This window comes from Variovorax sp. DAIF25, from assembly GCF_050711835.1.
Lineage (GTDB): Bacteria > Pseudomonadota > Gammaproteobacteria > Burkholderiales > Burkholderiaceae_C > Variovorax.
In genome coordinates, this window is the sequence record NZ_CP136636.1 from 6,872,224 (window position 1) to 6,894,733 (window position 22,510).

The window sequence follows — 22,510 nt, forward strand, 5'->3', positions numbered from 1 at the left end:
GGGGCGGCGCGCCGGAGAGTTGAGGAGCGAGCGCGCTCGGCCGCGATGCTAGGAAGCCGCCATGTCAATCACGTGAACTTTGTTCAACACATTTATGAAATCGTTCTGAGAAAAACTCAGACCCCGGCGCAGCGAAACGCATGCCCCCCCGCGCGCCGGGGAGCGTCATGCGTGAAGGGTTCAGCTCGACGGCGACAGCACGTCGCTGTCCGGATCGCCGAGCAGCTGCGCGTCCACGCCGTCGCACAGGCAATGCAGCGCGAGCAGGTGGATCTCGTGGATGCGCGCGCCGCGCTCGTGCGGCACGCTGATCTGCACGTCGGTCTCGCGCAGCGCGCGGCCGATCACGCCGCCGGTGCCGGGCGCGGCCGAGGCGCCCGCGTTGGCATTGCCGAGCAGCGCCACCACGGTCATGTCGCGCTCGTGCGCGGCATGCACCGCCGCGAGCACCGGGGCCGACTGGCCGCTGACGCTGAGCGCGAGCAGCACGTCGCCGGCCTGGCCGAGCGCGCGCACCTGGCGCGCGAAGCGGTCGCCGTCGACGGCATTCGCGCCGTCGGCCGCGGGGTCGGTGCTGTCGCCGGGCAGCGCGATGGCCGCGAGCTCGGGCCGCTCGCGCTCGAAGCGGCCGACGAACTGCGAGGCGAACTGCGTGGCCAGCAGGCCCGACACGCCCGACCCGCAGGCCAGCACCTTGCCGCCGCTGGTCACGCACGCCAGGATCGCCTGCATCGCCTGCGAAATGGGTTTGCTCAGAATCGGGCCGGCCTGGTACTTGAGGTCGGCGCTGTCGATGAAGTGCTGCTGAATCCGTTGCTCGAGCATGGGGCGGGATGATAACTGCGGGGATGCAGCGAAAGACCCCGCGCTGTGATCCGCCCTACACCTTCATGCATCGCGCGCCGGTGCGCGGGCCGCTCACAAGGTGTGAAGAAACCGTAGCGAGCGCCCCGAGGTCGCGCCGAGGACCGCAGCCGTACTCACGTACGGTGAGGACCACAGGTGCGAGATCGGGGCGCGCAGCAGGTTTATTCACACCTTGTCAGCCCGCGTCGAAAGCCGCGCGCAACCACGTGATGCGCTCCTCGACCAGCACCACGTCGAAGCGGCACGGCGGCGGCTCGCGCAAACGGGCGAGATAGTGGCGCGCCGCGAACACGATGCGCCGCTGCTTGGCCGCCGTGATGCTGCCGGCCGCGCCGCCATGGCCGGTGGAACTGCGCTGGCGCACCTCGACGAACACCAGCGTGCGGTCGCGCGGATCGCGCATGATCAGGTCGATCTCGCCGCCGCCGCGGCCCGGCGTCCGATAATTGCGCGCGACCAGCTGCAGCCCCGCGCGCTCCAGGTGCGCCAATGCGGCGTCCTCGGCCGCGTCGCCGCGGCCCTTGGTCGTGACGGCCGACGCCGTCGTCGTGGTCTTCATGACCGCTCCCTGTTCCCGTTTGTTCTTGTGTCGACGTCCCTCGGAGAAAAGCGCTTGGCCTCACTCGCACCCGCCTCTTTCGGTGCCGCCCTCGGGGCCGCGCGCGACGCCGCCGGTGCGCAGCATTATCCGCAGGGCACCCTCTACGTGGTCGCCACGCCGATCGGCAACCTGGCCGACATCACCTTGCGCGCGCTGCACGTGCTGCAGCTGGTCGACGCCGTCGCCTGCGAGGACACGCGCCACACGCAGAGCCTGCTGCGCGCCTACGGCATCGACCGCCCCGGCGCGCAATTGCTCGCGCTGCACCAGCACAACGAGGCCGAGGCCGCGCAGGCCGTGGTCGCGCGGCTCGCGCAGGGCGAGCGCATCGCCTACGTCAGCGACGCCGGCACGCCGGGCGTGAGCGACCCCGGCGCACGGCTGGTGGCCGCGGTGCATGCCGCCGGCCTGCGCGCGCTGCCGCTGCCGGGCGCGAGCAGCGTCACCACGCTGGTCGGCGCGGCCGGGCTGGTGTCCGATGGCAGCGGCGACAGCGCGAGCAGCGCCTTCGTGTTCGCGGGCTTCCTGCCGAGCAAGGCCGGCGAGCGCGACAGCGCCGTGCAGGCGCTCGCGCAAGAACCGCGCGCCGTGGTGCTGCTCGAGGCCCCGCACCGCATCGAGCCGCTGGCGCGCGCGCTGGCCGTGCTCGGCGAGCGCCGCGTCACCGTGGGCCGCGAGCTCACGAAGCAGTTCGAGGAGATCGCGACGCTGGCGGCCAGCGCCCTGTCCGGCTGGTTCGCGGCCGAGCGCGACCGCACGCGCGGCGAGTTCGCGCTGGTGCTGCACCCGGTGGCGGTGGCGGCCGACGACGGCGCCGAGGGCGAGCGCGTGCTGCGCCTGCTGCTGGCCGAACTGCCGGTGAAGACCGCCGTGAAGCTCGCGGCCGAGATCACGGGCGCGCCGCGCAACACGCTCTACGACGCGGCGCTGCGGATCCGCAACGCATCGGACGAAGACGCCGACTAAGCGCGCTTCTTGAACAGCGCCGAGGCCCCGCTCGCCGTGGCCACCTCGGCCGCCGCCTGCATCAGCGTGGGCCCGAGCGTCTCCATGCGCTGCGCCGTCAGCCGCACCGCGGGACCGGCGATGGTGATGACGCCGATGGCCGGGCCGGACGGGCCGAAGACCGGTGCCGCCATCGCGGTCATGCCGGGCGCGAACACCTCGTTGATCAGGCTGAAGCCGCGCTGGCGCGCCGCCTTCACGTAGACCATCACGGCCTTGAGCGTGGTCGGCGCCTTGGGGCCGAAGTCCTCGGGCTTGCCCAGGCCCTTCTTCGCGACCAGCGCCATCGCGTCGTCCTCGGGCAGGGTCGAGAGCCAGGCATGGCCGGCCGCGCTGCACGACAGCGCCACCGACAGGCCCATGTCCGGGTCGTAGCGCAGACCGTGGGTCGCACCCTGCGCCTTGGCCACGAAGGTGAGCTCGTCGCCGTCGACCACCGCGAGGCGCACCAGCTCGCCCGAGGCCTTGGCGAGCTGGTCGAGCAGCGGCTGCGCGACGTCGACCACGCCCGAGTTGCTGAGGAACGAGAGGCCGATCGACACCAGCTTGATGGTCAGCACGTAGTGGCCGTCGCGCTGCTCCTGCCGCACATAGCCGTAGCGGATCAGCTCCGTCAGCAGGCGGTGCGAGGCGCTCAGCGGGATCTGCAGATCGCCCGCCAGCAGGGACAGGGGCACGCCCTCGGGATGGGACGCCAGATATTCCAGCACCCTGAAGCTGCGTCCCAGCATTTCGCTCATGTCAGTACTCCCGGTTCATGTCGCGGACCGATGGCGACAGCCGAACTCTATCAGATGAAGGGAAGGGATTTCCATAGTGGAAAGATTTTCCGATTCGCCACAGAATTCCTCCCATCGCATCGGCCATGCCGTCTTCCGTCCTTCCCTGGAGCCCACCCGTGAAACTTCTTCGCACCTTCGCCCTCGCCAGCCTCTGCATCGGCCTCGCCGCGCCCGCCCTGGCGCAGCAGGAGCGCACCATCCGCTTCGGCCACCTCAACAACACCGACCATCCGGTGAGCCTGGGCGTGAAGCGCTTCGCCGAGCTGCTCGCGGCCAAGAGCGGCGGCAAGATGAAGGTGCAGGAGTACCCGGCCAACCAGCTCGGCAACGAGATGCAGCAGCAGTCGGCGCTTCAGGGCGGCGTGCAGCAGATGTCGGCGCCCGCGACCACCTCGCTCGCGGGCATCGTCAAGGAGTTCGGCCTGGTCGACTTCCCGTTCGCGGTCGCCAGCTTCGAGCAGGCCGACCAGCTGCTCGACGGACCGCTGGGCCAGGCGCTGATCGCCAAGCTGCCCGAGAAGGGCCTGGTGGCGCTCGGCTACTGGGACCTGGGCTTTCGCAACGTGACCAACAGCAAGCACCCGATCACCAGGGCCGAGGACCTGCAGGGCCTGAAGATCCGCGTGATCCCGAACCCGGTGTTCCTCGACACCTTCAAGGCCTTCAAGGCCAACCCGGTGCCGATGCCCTTCGCCGAGCTCTACGGCGCGCTCGAGTCGAAGGCGGTCGACGGCCAGGAGAACCCGTTCGCCGTGATCCTGTCGAACAAGTTCTACGAGGTGCAGAAGTTCGTGAGCGCCACCAACCACGTGTACGCGGCCAACATCGTGCTCGTGAGCAAGAAGTTCTGGGACCAGCTCTCGCCGACCGAGCAGAAGTGGATGCGCGAGGCCGCCGACGAGGCGCGCGGCTACCAGCGCCAGGCCAGCCGCACCGCGGCGCAGAAGGCCGTGGGCGAGCTGCAGGCCAAGGGCGCGCAGTTCAACGAGGTGGCGCCGAAGGAGCAGGTGCGCATGCGCGAGATCGCGCAGCCGGTGATCGACAAGTTCGCGGCCCAGTACGACCCGGCCATCGTCAAGCTCTACAACGACGAGCTCGCGCGCATCCGCGGCGCCAAGCAGTGAGCGCACCGCAACCGCGAGCATCCATCATGAAGTTCCTCGTCCTGCACGGTCCCAATCTCAACCTCTTCGGCCGCCGCGAGCCGCACATCTACGGCCGCACCACCCTGGCCGAGATCGACGCGCGCATCGACAAGCTCGCGCACGAGCTCGACATCACGGTGGCGACGATCCAGTCGAACCACGAAGGCGCGCTGGTCGACTTCCTGCACCAGCACATCGACGAGGCACAGGGCGCGCTGGTCAACCCCGCGGGCCTCACGCAGCACGGCGTGCCGCTGCACGACGCGATCAAGGCCATGCCGTTCCCGACCATCGAGGTCCACATGTCGAACATCGCGGCGCGCGAGGCCTGGCGCGCGCACTCGATCATCTCGCCGGCGGTGCGCGGCACAGTGCAGGGGCTCGGGCCGCAGTCCTATCTCGCGGCGCTGCGCGCGCTGGTCGAGATCGTGCGCGACGGCAAGCAGTGAGCCCGCGCGTGCGCCCAGTGCGCCCCGTGCACGGCGCACGCCCACCGACTGGATTGAAGAGGACGACATGAATCGATGGATCGATCGCGCCTGCCGCGTGGTGGAGGCGCTGATCGCGACCTTCCTGGCCGTGATGGTGGTGCTGGTGTTCGGCAACGTGGTGCTGCGCTACGGCCTCAACTCGGGCATCACCGTGTCCGAGGAGGTCTCGCGCTGGCTGTTCATCTGGATCACCTTCCTGGGTGCGCTGGTGGCGCTGCGCGAGCATGCCCATCTCGGCGTGGACATGGTGGTCGGCCGGCTGCCGCCGCTGGGGCGCAAGCTGTGCCTGGGCGCGAGCCACCTGCTGATGCTCTACATCCTGTGGCTGCTGTTCCAGGGCAGCCTGGCACAGACGCGGATCAACTGGGACGTGGAGGCGCCGGTCACGGGCGCCTCGATGGCCGTGGTCTATGCCTCGGGCCTGGTGTTCTCGGTGCTGGCGGCGGCGCTGCTGCTGATCGAGTTGCTGCGCCTGCTCACGGGCCAACTGGCCGACGACCAGCTGGTGGCGATCCAGGAATCGGAAGAAGCCGCCGCGCTCGCGCAGGTGCTCGAGGCCGAACGGGAGCGCCGCGCATGACGATCGCCGTCTTCCTCGGATCGCTGCTGCTGGCCATGGCACTCGGCATGCCGATCGCCTTCGCGCTGCTGGCCAGCGGCGTGGCGCTGATGTGGCAGCTCGACCTGTTCGATGCCCAGATCCTGGCGCAGAACCTGATCGGCGGCGCCGACAGCTTCCCGCTGCTGGCCGTGCCCTTCTTCATGCTCGCGGGCGAGATCATGAACGCGGGCGGCCTGTCGCGCCGCATCGTCGCGCTGGCGCTCGCGCTGGTGGGCCACGTGCGCGGCGGCCTGGGCTACGTGACGATCATGGCGGGCTGCCTGCTGTCGGCGCTGTCGGGCTCGGCCGTGGCCGACGCGGCGGCGCTGACCGCGCTGCTGCTGCCGATGATGGTCTCGGCCGGCCACGACCGCGCCCGCGCGGGCGGGCTGATCGCGGCCACCGGCGTCATCGGCCCGGTGATCCCGCCGAGCATCGGGCTCGTGATCTTCGGCGTGGCGGCCAACGTCTCGATCTCCAAGCTCTTCCTCGCGGCGATCGTGCCCGGCCTGCTGATCGGCGGCGCGCTGTGGGTGACCTGGGCCTGGCTGGTGCGGCACGAGAAGATCGAGCCGCCGCCGCGCCAGTCGGGCCGCCAGATCGTCGCGGCCGCGCGCGAGGCCGGCTGGGCGCTGCTGCTGCCGGTGATCATCCTGGTGGGCCTGCGCATGGGCGTGTTCACGCCCACCGAGGCGGCCGTGGTGGCCGCCGTCTACGCGCTCTTCGTGGCCACCGTGGTCTACCGCGAGCTGCGCTTTCCCGATCTCTACAAGATCTTCGTGAGCGCCGCCAAGACCAGCGCGGTCGTGATGTTCCTGATCGCCGCCGCGATGGTCAGCGCCTGGCTGATCACGGTGGCCGACCTGCCCGCCAAGGTGGTTGCGCTGCTCGAGCCCTTCATGGGCAACAAGATCGTGCTGATGATCGCGATCATGCTGCTGGTGATGGCGGTGGGCACGGCGATGGACATGACGCCGACCATCCTGATCCTCACGCCGGTGCTGATGCCGGTGGTGGTGGCGGCCGGCATCGACCCCGTCTACTTCGGCGTGATGTTCATCATCAACAACTCGATCGGGCTGATCACGCCGCCGGTGGGCGTGGTGCTCAACGTGGTGGCGGGCGTGGGCCGCATGCGCATGGACGAGGTCACGCGCGGCGTGCTGCCCTTCATGGTGGCGGAGTTCGCGATCATGTTCCTCATGGTGCTGTTCCCGCAGCTGGTGACGGTGCCCGCCAAATGGTTCGGCGGCTGATGCGCGCGCCCGCCCTCCTCCCTGCGCGCTGCCGGCTGCGCGCGCTCTGTGCCGCGCTCGCGCTGCTCGCCCCGCTGGCGGCGTCGGCACAGGATCCGGCGCGCGACGTGCTGCCCGAGCAGCTGCAGCCGCGCGCCTTCGTCGGGCCGACCGGCCTGGTGCGGCTGGGCCCGCGCGTGCTGTTCTCGGCCTTCCACGTGGCCACCGGGCAGGAGCTCTGGAGCAGCGACGGCACCACTGCCGGCACCGTGCTGCTGAAGGACATCCGCCCCGGCTTTCGCGGCGCCTTCCCGAGCTGGCAGACGCGCTTCGGCGCGCATGTCTACTTCACCGCCACCGACGGCGAACACGGCCTCGAGCTGTGGCGCAGCGACGGCACCGCGCGCGGCACGCAGCGCGTGACCGACCTGAACCCCGGCGAGGCCGACGCCATGCCGGCCGAACTGACGGCCTGGCGCGATGCGCTGTACTTCGTCGCCAACGACGGCCGCCACGGCTTCCAGCTCTGGAAGACCGGCGGCGATGCGCGCAGCACGCAACGCGTGTCCTCGGTCGACGCGGGGCCGGGCGCGGTGGTGCGCCAGCTCACCCCGGCCGGCCCGCGGCTGTTCTTCACCGCCACCAGCCGCGCGCACGGCCACGAGCTCTGGGTCAGCGAGGGCACGCCCCAGAGCACGCGGCTGGTGAAGGACATCCGCCCCGGCGCGGAGGACGGCAACCTCGAGAACCTCGTGGCGATCGGCGACCGGCTCTGGTTCACCGCGAGCGACGGCCGGCATGGCATCGAGCTCTGGACCAGCGACGGCAGCGAGGCCGGCACGCGCATGGTCAAGGACATCCGGCCCGGCGAGGGCGCGTCGCGGCCCGCGCATCTCACGGCCGTGGGCGGCACGCTCTACTTCGCGGCCGAGGACGGCACGCATGGCATCGAGCTCTGGCGCAGCGACGGCACCGAGGCCGGCACGCGGCTGGTGAAGGACCTGCGGCCCGGCGCCGCGAGCTCGGTGCCCGGCCCGCTCGCGGCCTTCGGCGGCCGGCTCTACTTCGCCGCCACCGACGGCGAGACGGGCGCCGAACTCTGGACCAGCGATGGCAGCGCCGCCGGCACCCGGCGCGTGAAGGACCTGGGGCCGGGACCCGGCAGCGGCTCGCCCGCACGTTTCGCGCAGGCCGGCGGCCGGCTGTGGTTCTCGGCGAACGACGGCGTGCACGGTGTGGAGCCCTGGTCCACCGACGGCAGCGCGGCCGGCACGCGGCTCGCGGCCGATGTCGCGCCCGGACCGCGCCATGCGATGCCGCTGGGCTTCGTCGCGCTCGGCGACGCGGTGCTGTTCGTGGCCGACGACGGCCTCGGCAACGAGCGCCTGTGGTCGCGCAGCACGAAGGGCGACGCGCGCCGCGCCACGCTGATCGGCGATCCGCTGCGCGAGCGGCTGCGCTGAACCGCGCCGTCTCGTCGGCCCCTTTCCTGCGCCAACGAAAAAGGCCCCGGTTCGCACCGGGGCCTTCGTTCGTTGCGCCGCGCTCAGCGCGCGGCGATGTACATCGTGATCTCGAAACCGAACCGCAGGTCCACGAACGCGGGCTTGCTCCAGGTCATCGCTTTGCTCCTTTCTAGGTGGGGGGAAATGAGGAAGAGGAACGCCCGCAGGCTCAGTACACGACGATCTTGCCGGTCGGTCGCGCGCTGTGGCAGTCGTTGTAGAAGTACTCGCCGGGCGTGTCGAAGCGGTGCTGCGCCGACTGGCCCGGTGCGAGCTTGAAGTCGAAGCGGCCCTCGAAGAACTGCGTGGCGCAGTGCTGGTTGGCATTGCCGGCGGGGTTGGTGAAGGTCACGGTGGTGTTCGCGGGCACGCGCATCCAGGTCGGCGTCATCGCGTTGACCGCGGTGCTCTCGCTGGCGCCGGGCGCGTTGGCCGCGGTCTGCACGCGCGCGAGGAACACGGTGTTGGGCGTGGGCAGCGCCGCGCCTTCCACCGGCTGGCCCGACACCGGCCGGCGCACCTCGGGCGGCTTCGGCGTGGCCGCCGGCGCCACCGTGCCGCCGACCTTGAAGGCCCAGAGGTAGTCGCCGCGCGGCGCCGAGTCGCCGTAGGGAATGCTGGTGCCGCCCGCATAGACCGCGATGTACTGCTCGCCGTCGACCTCGTAGGCCACCGGGCTCGCGGCGATGGCCGCGCCGGTCTGGAAGCGCCACAGCTCGCTGCCGTCGCCCGCGTCGAGCGCGAGCAGGTTGCCGTCGGGCTGGCCGATGAACAGCAGGTCGGCGGCCGTGCTCAGGATGCCGTTGCCGTGCGCCAGCGAATAGGGCATGAGCTTCTTCCACTTGACCAGGTTGGTGCTCGGGTCGACGGCCACCACCGCGCCCGTCATGTAGGTGCCCGGCGGGCGCAGGCCGTTGCTCGACTCGGTCAGCGAGTGCGCGGCCGAGACGTAGCCCATGCCGGTGTAGACCAGGCCGGTGCGCGGGCTGAAGGACTGGTGGTTCCAGTTGGCGCCGCCGCCGTGGCCCGGGATCGACAGCAGCGGCACGTCCCAGTGCGCGTCGTAGAGGCAGCCCTTGAGGTAGTTGGGCACGGCGCGGTTCGGGTCGCCGGGGATCGCGGTGCCCAGCGGCTGGTCGACGATGCAGGTCTCGGTCCAGGCGCCCTGGCGCGGGAAGGGCTGGGTCGGCCAGCTCGCCTGCCGGGCGTCCTGCTTGACCGGCATCTCGTCGATGCCCAGCGGCGCGCTGCCGTCCTTGCGGTCGAGGATGTAGTACATGCCGGTCTTGCTGCCGTAGATCACGACCTTGCGCTCCTGGCCCGCGATCCTCACGTTGGCCAGCACGGGCGACATCACGTTGTCCATGTCCCAGATGTCGTGGTGCACCGACTGGAAGTGCCACTTGTACTCGCCGGTCTTGAGGTCGAGCGCGACGATCGAGTTGGCGAACAGGTTCAGGCCCGGCCGCGTGGAGCCGTTCTGCGAGGAGCCGCCGCGCACGTTGCCGAAGGTCCAGTAGACGAGCCCCAGCTCGGGATCGACCGCGGGGTGGATCCACGGCGTGGCACCGGTGCGGTCCGACTCGGGCGCGCCGCCCCAGGTGTCGTAGCCGCGCTCGCCCGCGCGCGGCACGCCCCAGAAGGTGGAGAGCACCTTGCCGGTGGCCGCGTCGGCCGAGAAGGCGGCGCCACGGTTGCCGTCGTTGGTGCCCACGTAGAGGCGCTTGTCGTGATAGACCAGCGCCACCTTCTGCACCGCGCCCTGGTAGTCGGCGTCGGTGGCGCTGCTCGGGTACTGCTTGATCCAGACCGGCTTGCCGGTGTTCGTGTCGAGCGCCACCAGCCGGTTGCCCGTGGCCACGGTGTAGACCAGGCCCAGGTCCTTCGCGACCGCCGCGCCGCGGCGCGTGATCGCGCCGTAGGGCGTGGTCCATTTCCACTTGGTGACGCCGGTCTTGCCGTCGACCGCGATCAGGTTGCCGAGCGCCGATTCGATGTAGATCACGCCGTCGACCACCACCGTGGTGCTCTGGCTGTTGCCGGTGCTGGTGCCGCCCTCGATGCGGTTGAGCCAGGCACCGCCGAGCTGGCCGACGCGCGCCTTGTCGATCTTCGCGAGGCTCGAGTAGTTCTGGTTGCCGAGGTTGCCGCCCACCTTGGGGAAGTCGCGGTCGCCCGCGGTGCAGCAGTCGGCCAGTTCGGCGGCCGAGGGGCCGGCCGCGGGCGGTGCCGGTGGCGGGGCCGGCGGATTGGGTGCCGGCGGGGGCGCCGAGAACCAGGGAAAGGCGCCGCCGCCCGAGTCGCCGCCGCCGCAGCCGGAAAGCAGCAGGGGCGCGCCGATCGCGCCGCAGGCGAGCAGCGTCGCTGCCAGTGATGTGAGTCGCATGGTGAAGATCTCCGCTCCGAAGGAAGGGTTGTCCGCGATGGAAAGAGGAAGGCGGCACGCAGCACCGCGCGCACGGCGCCGGGGCGCCGTGCGGGCCACGAGGCCGGTGGGGTCGGGTCAGGTGCAGAAGGGCGTCAGGCCCATGGCCGACTTCACGCCCTGCACCACCAGCTTCTGGAACTGGTCCGCGCCGGGCCCGGTCGAGCTGGCGCTGAACGAGTGGTCGTTGTGGCCCAGCGTGCTGAGCCAGGCGCGGCCGCCGTCGTAGTACTGGCACCAGGCCACGGGATGGAAGTCCGCATGGCCCGGATGCGGCGGCGAGGTCAGCGGCTTGAGCGTGGAGGTGTCGACCTTGGCGAGGAACTTCACGTTGGTCGGGAAGGGCGCGAGGTTGTACCACTCGTCCTGGAAGGTGAAGCGCTTGGGCAGGTCCACGGTGGAGGGATCGTCGGCAATGATCTCGACGTCGCCCGAGCGGTTGGGCCCGTGGTTGTAGAAGTTGGCGTTGCCCAGCAGGCCTTCGTAGTAGGGCCAGTTGTATTCGGCGCCGAAGGCGTTGTGCAGCCCGACGAAGCCGCCGCCGCGGCGCATGTAGTTGCGCAGCGCCGTGCGCGCGGCGTCGTTGCTGGTCGCGACCGAGCCGTTCCACAGCGTGTCGCGGTTCGAGCTCGCGAAGATCACGGCCTTGTAGTTGTTGATGCGGCTGCCGAGCACCGCCACGTCCTCGGTCCAGTCGGCCGTGATGCCCGCGTCCTTGAGCATGCGCACCAGGCCGGCCTGCATCACGTTGTCGGGGTTCATGACCGGGTTGAGGCCCGTGCCCATCGGCGTGCCGAGGTTGGCATGGCGCGGCCCGGCGGTGCGCGAGTAGATCAGCACGCGGTCGGGCGTGGTGGCGAAGGCGCCCCAGTCGTTGTAGCACTTGGGGTCGGTGCCGCGGCAGACGTTGTAGTAGGTGTCGAAGCTGGTGTCGGGCGCCTCGGCCACGGGATCGGTGGGACGGTCGTCCACCGGTTCTTCGGGCGCCGCGGGCGGCGGCGCCACCGCGACCGGCACGAAGCCGGCACCGCCGCCGCTGCCACCGCCACAGGCGGTCAGGACCAGGGCGAGCACCGCGCTCGACACGAGGCCGAGGGTCAGGGAATGAGCTGATTTCAACGAAGTCTCCTACTTGTAGTCGTGGCCGGGGCCGCGCGGACGCGCCCTGCCGGGATGGCTCGGCTGCTTCCGGTGGCCGGGGAAGCAGCCGACGAAGCACCAAGGAATGCCGGCCTCAGACGGGAAAGCGGCGCCCTGCCTCGACCGGATGCAGCAAGCCGTCCTCCCTCGGCGAACGAAGGAAGCTGCGGTTGCGACGGCGGAAGAGGCGCGCGAAAGACGCGCGGGGACGCGGGCGAACGCTCAGGACGGCGCGTTCGGCACGCGCCGCAGATCGGACACGGACAACGGGCGAGGCAGTGGCACGGATCGTCTCCAGGGCAGGGAGTCAGGGCCGGAGGGCCCGACTGCGGGGAATCATAAGCAGAACTGGAAAATATTTCCAGTATAGAAATTCATTCCTATCTCCATGCTTACCCTCCTCTGCCCGGGTGGCTCGGGATGGTTGCGAGCCCGCGGCGGCGTTTCCGCATCCCCGCAGCGCGGATGCCTGGCGTGGGCCGGTCGGTCTCCCGATGTCCTCGGCCGCGAATTCGATCGTGGCTCGATCCAAGTAATTTCTTTTGGGAATGCAAATCGGATTTTAAAGAGCCGGATTTACCGCCTGCCACCAGCACCACCGATATCCAATGCAATTCGGACAGGCAGCGGAATTCAATCCCCAAGGAATCAATTCGAACCAGTAAGAAGACCGTCAGCCAATTGCCAAAGACTCCCGACCTCCAAAAAGGCCGCTTTTCGAATTCGAAAAAAGCGGCCCGCCGTATTGATCGGTAGCAAAAGGAGGCAAATCGTGAAATCTCTCAGGAATATTCTGGTCCGCGCGGCCGCATGCCTGATCCTTGCAGGATGCGGCGGCGGTGATACGAGCTTCGTCCCGATGCCCATCGCCGTGGCGCCGAATGGCGGCGATACCCGCGACCCCTGGCCGGGAACCGGCACGACGACCGATCCGGCGGTTCCGGAAACTGCAGCCGAAACAGGATTCGACGTCTTCCTGCTCGCCGGCCAATCGAACATGGTCGGCTGGGACAGGAATTTCGATCCGGTGCTGGATGCACCGGATCCGCGCATCCAGCAATTGGGCTTCTGGAACAACCACAGGAATTTCGTCATTCCCGCACTCGATCCGCTCGACCATCCGCAACGCGACAACGGAGTGGGCCTGGCCATGCAGTTTTCCAGGGCCTATCTCGAGACCCTTCCCAAGGGCCGCGGCATCCTGCTGGTGCCGTCGGCTTTCGGCGGCACCGGCTTTTACCAACAGCGCTGGAATCCCGGAAACGACCTGTTCGAACAAGCCGTGGAACGGGCCAATGCGGCCATGGCCACGCATCCGAACAACAGGTTCGCGGGCATCCTCTGGCATCAGGGGGAAGACGATGTCCGCTTCTGGGGCTCGCAGCCGGCCCGCTATGCGGCGGCGCTCGACGCGGCCATCTACGGGTTCCGGGCTCGCATCGCCGGGGCCGCTTCGGCGCCGATGATCCTGGGCAAGTTCACCGACAGCTGGGGACTGGTCGACACCACCTTCAACGCGGCCGGCGAAACGACGGCGGCCAAGGCGAACATCATGCAGGCCATCGACGAGACGCCGCGGCGCGTTCCGTTCACCGCCGTGGCCTCGTCCACCGGCCTGGCCTCTCCTCCCGGCGACCCCATCCACTTCAGCGCGGCGGGCCAACGGGAACACGGGCGGCGCTACTTCGCCCAACTGCCGCCGGCCCTGGCCAATGCCCCGACGGCCTTCACGCTGCCCGCGGCACCGACGGCCTTGAGCACCACCGCGGGAGCCACCTGGATCGAGTTGCGCTGGACCGCGCCCGCCCTGTCGGGCCGCAATGCCATCACGGGCTACCGGATCGCCCACCGCCTGTCCGGCGAGGCCGCCTGGACCGACACGGGATTCGCCACCAGCCTGGCAACCTCCATCACGCTGAGCGGCTTGAAACCCGACGCGAGCTACTCGGTGCGCATCGCCGCCGTGGGCCAGGCCGGCCTGGGCACCGCGGCCCAGCTGGATGCCGTGGCCACCTTGCCGGCGCAGACGGTCGGCGTGCCGCCGGCGGCTTTCGAATACACCTTCGAGGCCGGCAACCTGGCGAACACCGGCTCGCTGGGCGCCGCGATGAACGGCACGGCCGCCGGCAAGGGCGTCGGCTTCGTGGACGACGCCGTGCGCGGCAAGGTCATGCGGCTGTCGCAGGACACGGGCACGCCGGGATGGGTCACGGTGCCGCGCGCGATCAACGCCACGGCCTATACCAAGTCGGTGTGGGTGAAGTTCAGCAGCTACGCGGGCGCCCAGAACCTCGTGTCGAGCGACAACCAGGGACGGGCCGCCGGCCAGCACGCCTTCTTCCTGCCCCAGGGCAGGACGGTGTCGGCCGGCGGACATGGCCAGGGATTCGAGCTGGTGGCGGACCCGCTCGGTCCCCCCGCACTCGGCAACTGGTACCAGTTCGTCGCCACCTATGACGCGGCTGCCTCCGGCGGCATGCTGCGGCTCTACAGGAACGGCGTGAAGGTGTCGGAAAAGACGGGGGTCGCCGCCCTGCGCGACTCCGCCGGCGTCTTCACGATCGGCGCCTTCATGAACGCCAACGGGCTGGACGACGGCTTGCTCGACAACGTGCGCGTCTACGACAGCGCGCTCGACGCCGGCACCATCAGCGATGTCTACGCGAAGGAACGCCGCCCCTGAGCGGCAGCGCCCGGCAAGAAAAAAGGCCGGCTCCCTGGAGAGCCGGCCTTTGCCTTGGAAGGGATGACCCTTCGGATCAGAACGGAATGTCGTCGTCCATGTCGTCGAAGCCCGACGACGACTTGGCCGGTGCCTGGCGCGGTGCGGGCGCCGGTGCGCGCGGCGCGGCGGCCGGAGCACGTGCCGGTGCGGGGGCGTAGCCGCCACCACCACCGCCGCCGCCATTGCCCTGCGAGTAGCCGCCGTCGTCGTAGCCGCCGCCCGACGGGGCGCCCTGGCCCTGGCGGCTGCCGAGCATCTGCATCTGGTCGACGCGGATGTCGGTGGCGTACTTCTCGACGCCGTCCTTGTCGGTGTACTTGCGCGTGCGGATCTGGCCTTCGACGTAGATCTGCGAGCCCTTGCGCAGGTACTGCGCGGCGATTTCCGCCAGGCGGCCGTTGAACACGAGACGGTGCCACTCGGTGGCTTCGCGCATCTCGCCGCTTTGCTTGTCCTTCCACTTGTCGGTGGTCGCGAGGGTCGCGTTGCAGACCTGGTCGCCGCTCGGGAAGGTACGGGTTTCGGGATCGCGGCCGAGATTGCCGACGAGGATGACTTTGTTGACCGATGCCATGTGCGCTGCCCCTGATGAATGAGTAAGAGGAGGTTTGAAGGAAAAAGAAGGACACGCATTGTGCCCGATGGGCCGGGCGACGCGGCCTCCGCTGGCACGGCGGCCGGATACCGCGCGGCAGAATGGCGGGCTGGACCGATGAATCACGAGCCCGACTTCCTGCAGAACCTGCGCGCCGAGTTTTCGGGCTGGCGCCTGTGGATCGACCGCGCCATCGTGCTCGGCTACGCGGTGCTCGCGGGCCTGTTCGTGGTCGGTTTCACGCACGCAGCCGAATGGGCCTTCGCGCTGTTCGAGGGCCTGTTCCGGCGCCATCCCTGGGCCGTGCTGCTGTGGACGCCGGCGCTCACGGCCGCCATCGTCTGGGCCACGCGGCGCTGGTTCCCGGGCGCGGCGGGCTCGGGCATCCCGCAGATCAAGGCCGCGCTCGATCCCGATCTGCCCTCGGAGCGGCGCGGCCTGTTCGCCTCGCTGCGGCTGACGCTGGCCAAGATCGGGCTCGGCGCCGCGGGCTTCGCGGCCGGCCTGTCGGTGGGGCGCGAAGGGCCGTCGGTGCAGGTGGCGGCCGGCGTGATGCAGCACGCGAAACGCTGGCTGTCGCCCGGCAGCACCATCGACATGCGCGCGCTGCTGGTGGCCGGCGGCGCGGCCGGCATCGCGGCCGCGTTCAACGCGCCGCTCGCGGGCGTGGTGTTCGCCATCGAGGAGCTGTCGGGCCGGCTCGAGGCACGCGCCAGCGGCGTGATCATCACCGGCATCGTGCTCGCCGGCCTGGTGGCGGTGTCGGCCTTCGGCAACCTCAGCTATTTCGGCGTGATCCGCGTGCCGCACCTGGACTGGAGCCTGCTCGGCCCGGGCCTGGCGGTGGCGCTGCTCAGCGGCGTGGCGGGCGGGCTGTTCGCGCGCCTGCTGATCGCCTCGCTGACCGGCGCGCCGCAGCGCCTGAACCACTGGCGCCGGCGCTATCCGGTGCGCTTCGCGGCCGCCTGCGGGCTGGCCGTGGCCGTCATCGGCCTGGCCACGGGCGGCGTCACCTACGGCGCGGGCTCGGAGGCGGTCAAGCGGATGCTGCATGGCGAGGCCCCGCTCTCGCCGCTCTACACGCTGCTGAAGTTCATCGCCACCTGGCTCACGGCCTGGAGCGGCGCACCGGGCGGCATCTTCGCGCCCTCGCTGTCGATCGGCGCCGGCATCGGCGACGCCATCGCGCGGCTCGCGAGCCCCGAGTTCGGGCCGGCGCTGATCGCGCTCGGCATGGCCGGCTTCCTGGCCGCGGTCACGCAGGCGCCGCTGACGGCCTTCATCATCGTGATGGAGATGGTCGACGGCCACGCCATGGTGCTGAGCCTGATGGCCTCGGCCATGCTCGCGAGCCTGGTCTCGCGCATGATCAGCCGGCCGCTGTACGAGACGCTGGCCGAGCACATGGTGGGCGTGGCCACCGGGCGGCTCGCGGCGCAGCCGCAGGAGCCCGTCGCCCGCGAAGAACCGCCCCGCTCGCCATGACATCCCGGGCGGTCTATCATGTCCGGTTGCCCTCGGACGATCGCCCCTTGAATTCAAAAGCCACCGAAGACACTGCGCAAGCAGAAGCTGAACGCGAAAGCGAGCGCGACGCCCAACGCGAAGCGTACCTGGGCGCCGTGCTGGCCCAGCAGCGCATCAGCATCCGCGGCGCGCGCACCCACAACCTCAAGAACGTCGACCTCGACATCCCGCGCAACAAGCTGGTGGTGATCACCGGCCTGTCGGGCTCGGGCAAGTCGAGCCTGGCCTTCGACACGCTCTATGCCGAGGGCCAGCGGCGCTACGTCGAGAGCCTGTCGGCCTATGCGCGGCAGTTCCTGCAGCTGATGGACAAGCCCGACGTCGACGTGATCGAGGGCCTGTCGCCCGCGATCAGCATCGAGCAGAAGGCCACCAGCCACAACCCGCGCTCCACCGTGGGCACGGTGACCGAGATCCACGACTACCTGCGCCTGCTCTATGCGCGCGCCGGCACGCCCTTCTGCCCCGACCACCACCTGCCGCTGCAGGCGCAGACCGTCTCGCAGATGGTCGATGCGACCCTGGGCCTGGGCGAGGAACCGCGGCTGATGATCCTCGCGCCGGTGGCGCGCGAGAAGAAGGGCGAGTTCGTCGAGCTGTTCGCCGAGATGCAGGCCGCGGGCTACATCCGCTTTCGCGTCGATGGCCAGACCTACGAATACAACGACCTGCCCAAGCTCAAGAAGACCGAGAAGCACGACATCGACGTGGTGATCGACCGGCTGCGCGCACGCCCCGACATGCAGCAGCGCCTGGCCGAGAGCTTCGAGGCCGCGCTGCGCCTGGCCGAGGGCCGCGCGCTGGTGCTCGAGCTCGGCGGCGAGGGCCAGCCCGACCGCGAGCACCTGTTCAACGCCAAGTTCTCCTGCCCGATCTGCCACTACTCGCTGGCCGAGCTCGAGCCGCGGCTGTTCTCGTTCAACTCGCCCGTGGGCGCCTGCCCGAGCTGCGACGGCCTGGGCCACAGCGAGGTGTTCGACGCGGCGCGCGTGGTGGCCTTCCCCTCGCTGTCGCTGGCCAGCGGCGCGATCAAGGGCTGGGACCGCCGCAACGGCTACTACTTCAGCATGATCGAGAGCGTCGCGAAGCACTACAAGTTCGACGTCGACGCGCCCTTCGAATCGCTGCCGGCCTCGGTGCAGCAGGTGCTGCTGCACGGCTCCGCTGGCGAGGAGATCAAGTTCAACTACACCATGGAGTCGGGCAACTTCGCGGGCAAGAAGCTCACGAAGAAGCATCCCTTCGAGGGGATCATCCCGAACATGGCGCGGCGCTACCGCGAGACCGATTCGGTGATGGTGCGCGAGGATCTCGCGCGCTACCGCAGCTTCCAGCCCTGCCCCGAATGCGGCGGCTCGCGGCTGCGGCGTGAGGCGCGCAACGTGTTCCTGGTCGACGAGTCGGCACGCCCGGCCGATGGCGGCGAGCCGCCGCGCATGGCGATCTTCGAACTGAGCCGCCTGACCCTGCGCGACAGCCTCTCGTGGTTCCAGCGCCTGCAGCTGCGCGGCGCCAAGGCCGAGATCGCCGACAAGGTGGTGCGCGAGATCGGCCTGCGCCTCAAGTTCCTCAACGACGTGGGCCTCAACTACCTGAGCCTGGACCGCAGCGCCGAGACGCTGTCGGGCGGCGAGGCGCAGCGCATCCGCCTCGCCTCGCAGATCGGCTCGGGCCTGACCGGCGTGATGTACGTGCTCGACGAGCCCAGCATCGGCCTGCACCAGCGCGACAACGACCGCCTGATCGGCACGCTCAAGCATCTGCGCGACATCGGCAACAGCGTGATCGTGGTCGAGCACGACGAGGACATGATCCACGCCGCCGACCACGTGATCGACATGGGCCCGGGCGCCGGCGTGCACGGCGGCCGCGTGATGGCGCAGGGCAGCTTCGCGCAGGTGGCGGCCAACCCCGAATCGCTGACCGGCCAGTACCTGTCGGGCGCGAAGAAGATCGAGGTGCCGAAGCGCCGCACGCCGTGGCTGCCGGTGGTGAAGAAGGAAGTGCCCGCCGAGCCGCGCAAGGCCTCGCGCTTTCCGCAGAGCCCCGCGGCCGAGCGCCGCGCCGCGCGCGAGGCCGCGCACCTCGCCTCGCAAACCGCGCTGCAGGAGATCCGCGTGGTCGGCGCCAGCGGCAACAACCTCAAGAACGTGAGCGTGGCCTTTCCGGTCGGCCTGCTGACCTGCGTCACCGGCGTCTCGGGCTCGGGCAAGTCCACGCTGGTCAACGACACGCTCTACAGCGCGGTCGCGCGCACGCTCTACCGCGCCCACGAGGAGCCCGCGCCGCACGAGGCGGTCGAAGGCATCGAGTACTTCGACAAGGTCATCAACGTCGACCAGAGCCCGATCGGCCGCACGCCGCGCAGCAACCCGGCCACCTACACGGGCCTGTTCACGCCGATCCGCGAGCTGATGGCCGAGACCAACACTGCGCGCGAGCGCGGCTACGGGCCGGGCCGCTTCAGCTTCAACGTGGCGGGCGGGCGCTGCGAGGCCTGCCAGGGCGACGGCGTGGTGAAGGTCGAGATGCACTTCCTGCCCGACGTCTACGTGCCCTGCGAGGTCTGCCACGGCCAGCGCTACAACCGCGAGACGCTCGAGGTCCAGTACAAGGGCCGCAACATCGCGCAGATCCTCGACATGACGGTCGAGGTCGCGCACGAGTTCCTCAAAGCCGTGCCGACCATCGAGCGCAAGCTGCGCACCCTGCTCGACGTGGGCCTCAGCTACATCAAGCTCGGCCAGTCGGCCACCACGCTGTCGGGCGGCGAGGCGCAGCGCGTGAAGCTCGCGCTCGAGCTCAGCAAGCGCGACACCGGGCGCACGCTCTACATCCTCGACGAGCCGACCACCGGCCTGCACTTCGCCGACATCGAGCTGCTGCTCAAGGTGCTGCACCAGCTGCGCGACGCGGGCAACACCATCGTCGTGATCGAGCACAACCTCGACGTCATCAAGACCGCCGACTGGCTGATCGACATGGGCCCCGAGGGCGGTGCCGGCGGCGGCACGGTGGTGGGCGCGGGCACGCCCGAGGACCTGGCGGCGAACGAGGCGAGCCATACGGGGCATTACCTCAAGCGGCTGCTGCCGACCTGAAGGCGGGGCGCGCGGGCCCCTCCGCCTGCACGAAGCGCCGCGGCGCGCCACAATCGCGGCCCATGCCTTCCTTCACCCCGCGCCAGTTCGTCATCCTCGTCCTGCTGACCCTCGCCTGGGGCCTCAACTGGCCGGTGATGAAGCTCGGCGTGGCGGACTATCCGCCGCTGGCCTTCCGCGCGATCTCGATCTGGCTCGGGCTGCCGGTGCTGGGCCTGGCGCTGGCGTGGATGAAGGTGCCGTTCCGCGTGCCGCGCGGCGCCTGGCCCGAGCTGCTGTGGCTGGCCGCCACCAACATGTTCGTCTGGCACGCCTGCATCATCCTCGCGGTGAAGGCGCTGTCGGGCGGGCGCGCGGCCATCCTCGGCTACACCATGCCGGTGTTCTCGGCCGTGATCGGCGCGCTGCTGTTCTCGGCCGCGCTCTCGCGCCGCGCCTGGACCGGCGTGGGCGCCTGCGCGATCGGCGTGGGCCTGCTGCTGTGGCACGAGCTCACCGACCTCGCGGGCCGGCCCGGCTATGTCGCGCTCGCGCTGGTGGCCGCGGCCACCTGGGCGCTGGGCACGCAGCTGCTGCGCCACACGCGCATCGGGCTGCCGACGCTCACGCTCTCGTTCTGGATGACGGCGCTCACCGCGGTGGTGATGACGGTGCTGTCTGCGCTGTTCGAGCGCGACCAGTGGCGCTGGCCCGGCAGCGTGACCTGGGGCGCGATCCTCTACAACGCGGTGCTGATCTTCGGCTTCGCGCACGCGGCGTGGTTCTATCTCGCGCGCGGGCTGCCGCCCGTGGCCTCCACGCTCAGCGTGATGTTCATCCCGGTGCTCGGCGTGTTCAGCGGCGCCGTGTGGCTCGGCGAGGCGGTGCACTGGCAGGACTGGGTGGCGGTGGCGCTGATGATGGTGGCGATCGCCTCGGTGCTGTGGCCCTCGCGCGCCGCGCGGAGCTGAGCCGCCGCCGCGCGCGCATGACTCGCGAGGTCATGGACCCGGTGCAGTCGATGCGGGACAGTACGTCCAAGCATCAACCACTGGAGAAAGCACCATGAACGGCTTCAACATCCTCCCCCTCGCGGTCGCCCTGCTGATCGGCATCGCGGCACTGGGCTCGTGCATCGGCATCGCGCTGGTGGGGCAGAAGTTCCTCGAAGGAACGACGCGCCAGCCCGAGATGGTCGACACGCTGCAGACCAAGTTCTTCCTGGTCGCGGGCGTGACCGACGGGGCCTTCATCATCGCCACCGGCATCGGCCTGTGGTTCGCGACCGCCAGCCCCTTCGGCTGATCGACGCGAAAGAAGCGGCGCACCACGCAGGCGCCACGCCCTCTTCGAGGGCATCGCAGGCGGCATCGATCCGGATCGATGCCGCTTCTTTTTTTGGGGACATCGGGGCCGCGCACGTGCCGGCCACTGGCACCATTCGTGCTAGCACCGTTGACACCGAATTGTTTACGGCTAAAGTATTTAGCTATCAACGGTTCGACGCCGTTTCACCCCCATCCCTGCCGGAGAATCCGATGAGCCAACCGTCCCCGAAATCGTCCGCGCTGCCGCGCACCCTGCTTTCGCTGCTGCTGTGCGGCGCCGCGGCCTCGGCCATGGCCGCGCCGGTCAAGGTCGGCCTGGCGCTCGACATCTCGGGCCCGTTCGCGGCGCTGGGCGCCGAGGCGCGCGACGGCTTCGCGCTCGGCATCAAGCAGCTGGGCGGCAAGCTCGGCGGGCAGGAGGTGGAGTTCGTGCAGGCCGACATGGCCGGCAGCCCCGACCAGGCCAAGCAGCTGGTCGACCGCATGATCCAGCGCGACAAGATCGACATCTTCAGCGGCCCGATCGGCTCCAACGTGGCGCTGGCCGTCGGCCCGACGCTGTTCAACGCCAAGGTACCCTACCTCTCGGCCAATGCCGGCCCGAGCCAGTTCGCGGGCGCGCAGTGCAATGCCTATTTCTTCGGCACCGCCTACCAGAACGACCAGTTCCACGAGGCCGCCGGCAAGTTCGCGCAGGACCGCGCCTTCAAGAAGATCGTGCTGATCGCGCCCAACTATCCCGCGGGCAAGGACGCGCTCGGCGGCTTCAAGCGCCAGTTCAAGGGCCAGGTGGCCGACGAGCTCTACACCAAGCTCGGCCAGATCGACTACGCGGCCGAGCTCGCGCAGCTGCGCGCCTCCAAGCCCGACTCGATCTACTTCTTCCTGCCCGGCGCGATGGGCATCAACTTCATCAAGCAGTTCGTGGGTGCGGGCCTGTCGAAGGACATCACGCTGGTCACCAGCGGCTTCTCGGCCGACGAGGACGTGATCGGCGCCGTGGGCGAGCCGATGCTGGGCCTGTTCAACACCTCGCACTGGGCGCACGACCTCGACAACGCCGCCAACAAGGCCTTCGTGGCCGCGTTCCGCAAGGAGTACAACGGCCGCTACCCGTCGGTCTACGCCGCGCAGGCCTACGACGCCATCCTCGCGATGGACGCCGCCGTGAAGCAGGCCGGCGGCAACGCGCAGAACCGCGAAGCCGTGATCGCGGCGCTCAAGAAGGCCAACTACGCCTCGACGCGCGGCACCTTCAAGTACGCGAACAACCACTACCCGATCGAGAACTTCTACCTGCGCGTGATCGGCAAGGATGCGCAGGGCAAGGTCACGAACAAGCTGATCAACACCGTCTTGACCAACTACGGCGACAGCTACGCCGACAAGTGCCCGATGAAGTAAGCGGCGCCCGCGCCATTCGGATTCCCGAACTTCCGGACGCAGAGGACGCGAAGA

General features: G+C 69.8%; 19 protein-coding genes. 12 read left to right on the forward strand and 7 right to left on the reverse strand.

The annotated features are described in order from the left end of the window. Positions 1-180: 180 nt before the first annotated feature. Both R0232_RS31775 and R0232_RS31780 read right to left on the reverse strand, forming a co-directional pair. The gene (locus R0232_RS31775; protein WP_057594006.1) at positions 181-825 is read right to left on the reverse strand and encodes an SIS domain-containing protein; all 645 of its coding nucleotides are present in this window, start codon (positions 823-825) and stop codon (positions 181-183) included. Between the two features lie 217 nt (positions 826-1,042). Next, a complete protein-coding gene (locus R0232_RS31780; RefSeq protein ID WP_093354381.1) occupies positions 1,043-1,426 on the reverse strand; it encodes a YraN family protein in 384 nt (127 codons plus the stop codon). 54 nt (positions 1,427-1,480) lie between these two features. Here R0232_RS31780 and rsmI point away from each other — a divergent pair, with 54 nt between their 5' ends. Next, entirely contained in the window at positions 1,481-2,434 is a 954-nt protein-coding gene (gene rsmI / locus R0232_RS31785) for a 16S rRNA (cytidine(1402)-2'-O)-methyltransferase (RefSeq protein ID WP_431510614.1), read from the forward strand. Here the strand turns inward: rsmI and R0232_RS31790 are convergent. Further along, on the reverse strand, positions 2,431-3,213 hold the full coding sequence (locus R0232_RS31790) for an IclR family transcriptional regulator (RefSeq protein ID WP_093354375.1): 783 nt from the start codon (positions 3,211-3,213) through the stop codon (positions 2,431-2,433). The genes rsmI and R0232_RS31790 overlap by 4 nt on opposite strands. A 158-nt stretch (positions 3,214-3,371) precedes the next feature. On the opposite strand from R0232_RS31790, the gene R0232_RS31795 reads away from it, so the two are divergent. The 5 genes from R0232_RS31795 (at position 3,372) to R0232_RS31815 (ending at position 8,190) form a co-directional block, all read left to right on the forward strand. Further along, a complete protein-coding gene (locus R0232_RS31795; protein WP_431510615.1) occupies positions 3,372-4,379 on the forward strand; it encodes a TRAP transporter substrate-binding protein in 1,008 nt (335 codons plus the stop codon). Positions 4,380-4,405: 26 nt separating this feature from the next. Next, positions 4,406-4,849 carry a type II 3-dehydroquinate dehydratase gene (locus tag R0232_RS31800; RefSeq protein WP_093354370.1) on the forward strand — a complete coding sequence of 148 codons (444 nt, stop codon included), beginning with the start codon at positions 4,406-4,408 and terminating at the stop codon, positions 4,847-4,849. 67 nt (positions 4,850-4,916) lie between these two features. Further along, positions 4,917-5,471, forward strand: a complete 555-nt coding sequence (locus R0232_RS31805) for a TRAP transporter small permease (RefSeq protein ID WP_296796209.1) — start codon at positions 4,917-4,919, stop codon at positions 5,469-5,471. Next, the gene (locus R0232_RS31810) at positions 5,468-6,748 is read left to right on the forward strand and encodes a TRAP transporter large permease (protein WP_296778968.1); all 1,281 of its coding nucleotides are present in this window, start codon (positions 5,468-5,470) and stop codon (positions 6,746-6,748) included. Before R0232_RS31805 ends, R0232_RS31810 begins: the two co-directional genes overlap by 4 nt. Further along, positions 6,748-8,190: an ELWxxDGT repeat protein gene (locus tag R0232_RS31815; RefSeq protein WP_431510616.1), complete on the forward strand. Its 1,443-nt coding sequence runs from the start codon at positions 6,748-6,750 to the stop codon at positions 8,188-8,190. Before R0232_RS31810 ends, R0232_RS31815 begins: the two co-directional genes overlap by 1 nt. Before the next feature lie 83 nt (positions 8,191-8,273). Here R0232_RS31815 and pqqA read toward each other — a convergent pair whose 3' ends face one another. The 3 genes from pqqA to R0232_RS31830 all read right to left on the reverse strand — a co-directional run bounded on the left by pqqA (position 8,274) and on the right by R0232_RS31830 (position 11,776). Further along, entirely contained in the window at positions 8,274-8,348 is a 75-nt protein-coding gene (gene pqqA / locus R0232_RS31820) for a pyrroloquinoline quinone precursor peptide PqqA (RefSeq protein ID WP_093354476.1), read from the reverse strand. A 53-nt stretch (positions 8,349-8,401) separates the two neighbouring features. Continuing rightward, entirely contained in the window at positions 8,402-10,618 is a 2,217-nt protein-coding gene (locus R0232_RS31825) for a PQQ-binding-like beta-propeller repeat protein (RefSeq protein WP_431510617.1), read from the reverse strand. Between the two features lie 117 nt (positions 10,619-10,735). Beyond that, a complete protein-coding gene (locus R0232_RS31830) occupies positions 10,736-11,776 on the reverse strand; it encodes a ThuA domain-containing protein (RefSeq protein WP_281078201.1) in 1,041 nt (346 codons plus the stop codon). A gap of 793 nt (positions 11,777-12,569) precedes the next feature. Between R0232_RS31830 and R0232_RS31835 the strand changes: the two genes are divergently transcribed. Continuing rightward, complete coding sequence (locus R0232_RS31835; protein ID WP_431510618.1) at positions 12,570-14,480, forward strand: sialate O-acetylesterase; 1,911 nt, start codon at positions 12,570-12,572, stop codon at positions 14,478-14,480. A gap of 76 nt (positions 14,481-14,556) precedes the next feature. On the opposite strand, the gene ssb is transcribed toward R0232_RS31835, so the two are convergent. Beyond that, the gene (gene ssb / locus R0232_RS31840; protein ID WP_296797105.1) at positions 14,557-15,096 is read right to left on the reverse strand and encodes a single-stranded DNA-binding protein; all 540 of its coding nucleotides are present in this window, start codon (positions 15,094-15,096) and stop codon (positions 14,557-14,559) included. Positions 15,097-15,234: 138 nt separating this feature from the next. Between ssb and R0232_RS31845 the strand changes: the two genes are divergently transcribed. The 5 genes from R0232_RS31845 (at position 15,235) to R0232_RS31865 (ending at position 22,456) form a co-directional block, all read left to right on the forward strand. Beyond that, positions 15,235-16,602 carry a chloride channel protein gene (locus tag R0232_RS31845; RefSeq protein WP_093354358.1) on the forward strand — a complete coding sequence of 456 codons (1,368 nt, stop codon included), beginning with the start codon at positions 15,235-15,237 and terminating at the stop codon, positions 16,600-16,602. Between the two features lie 47 nt (positions 16,603-16,649). Beyond that, the gene (uvrA, locus tag R0232_RS31850; RefSeq protein WP_431510619.1) at positions 16,650-19,745 is read left to right on the forward strand and encodes an excinuclease ABC subunit UvrA; all 3,096 of its coding nucleotides are present in this window, start codon (positions 16,650-16,652) and stop codon (positions 19,743-19,745) included. A gap of 62 nt (positions 19,746-19,807) precedes the next feature. Next, positions 19,808-20,695 carry a DMT family transporter gene (locus tag R0232_RS31855; RefSeq protein ID WP_431510620.1) on the forward strand — a complete coding sequence of 296 codons (888 nt, stop codon included), beginning with the start codon at positions 19,808-19,810 and terminating at the stop codon, positions 20,693-20,695. Positions 20,696-20,789: 94 nt separating this feature from the next. Continuing rightward, complete coding sequence (gene atpE, locus R0232_RS31860; protein ID WP_057594681.1) at positions 20,790-21,029, forward strand: F0F1 ATP synthase subunit C; 240 nt, start codon at positions 20,790-20,792, stop codon at positions 21,027-21,029. Positions 21,030-21,262: 233 nt separating this feature from the next. Further along, entirely contained in the window at positions 21,263-22,456 is a 1,194-nt protein-coding gene (locus R0232_RS31865; RefSeq protein ID WP_296797118.1) for an ABC transporter substrate-binding protein, read from the forward strand. Positions 22,457-22,510 lie beyond the last annotated feature (54 nt).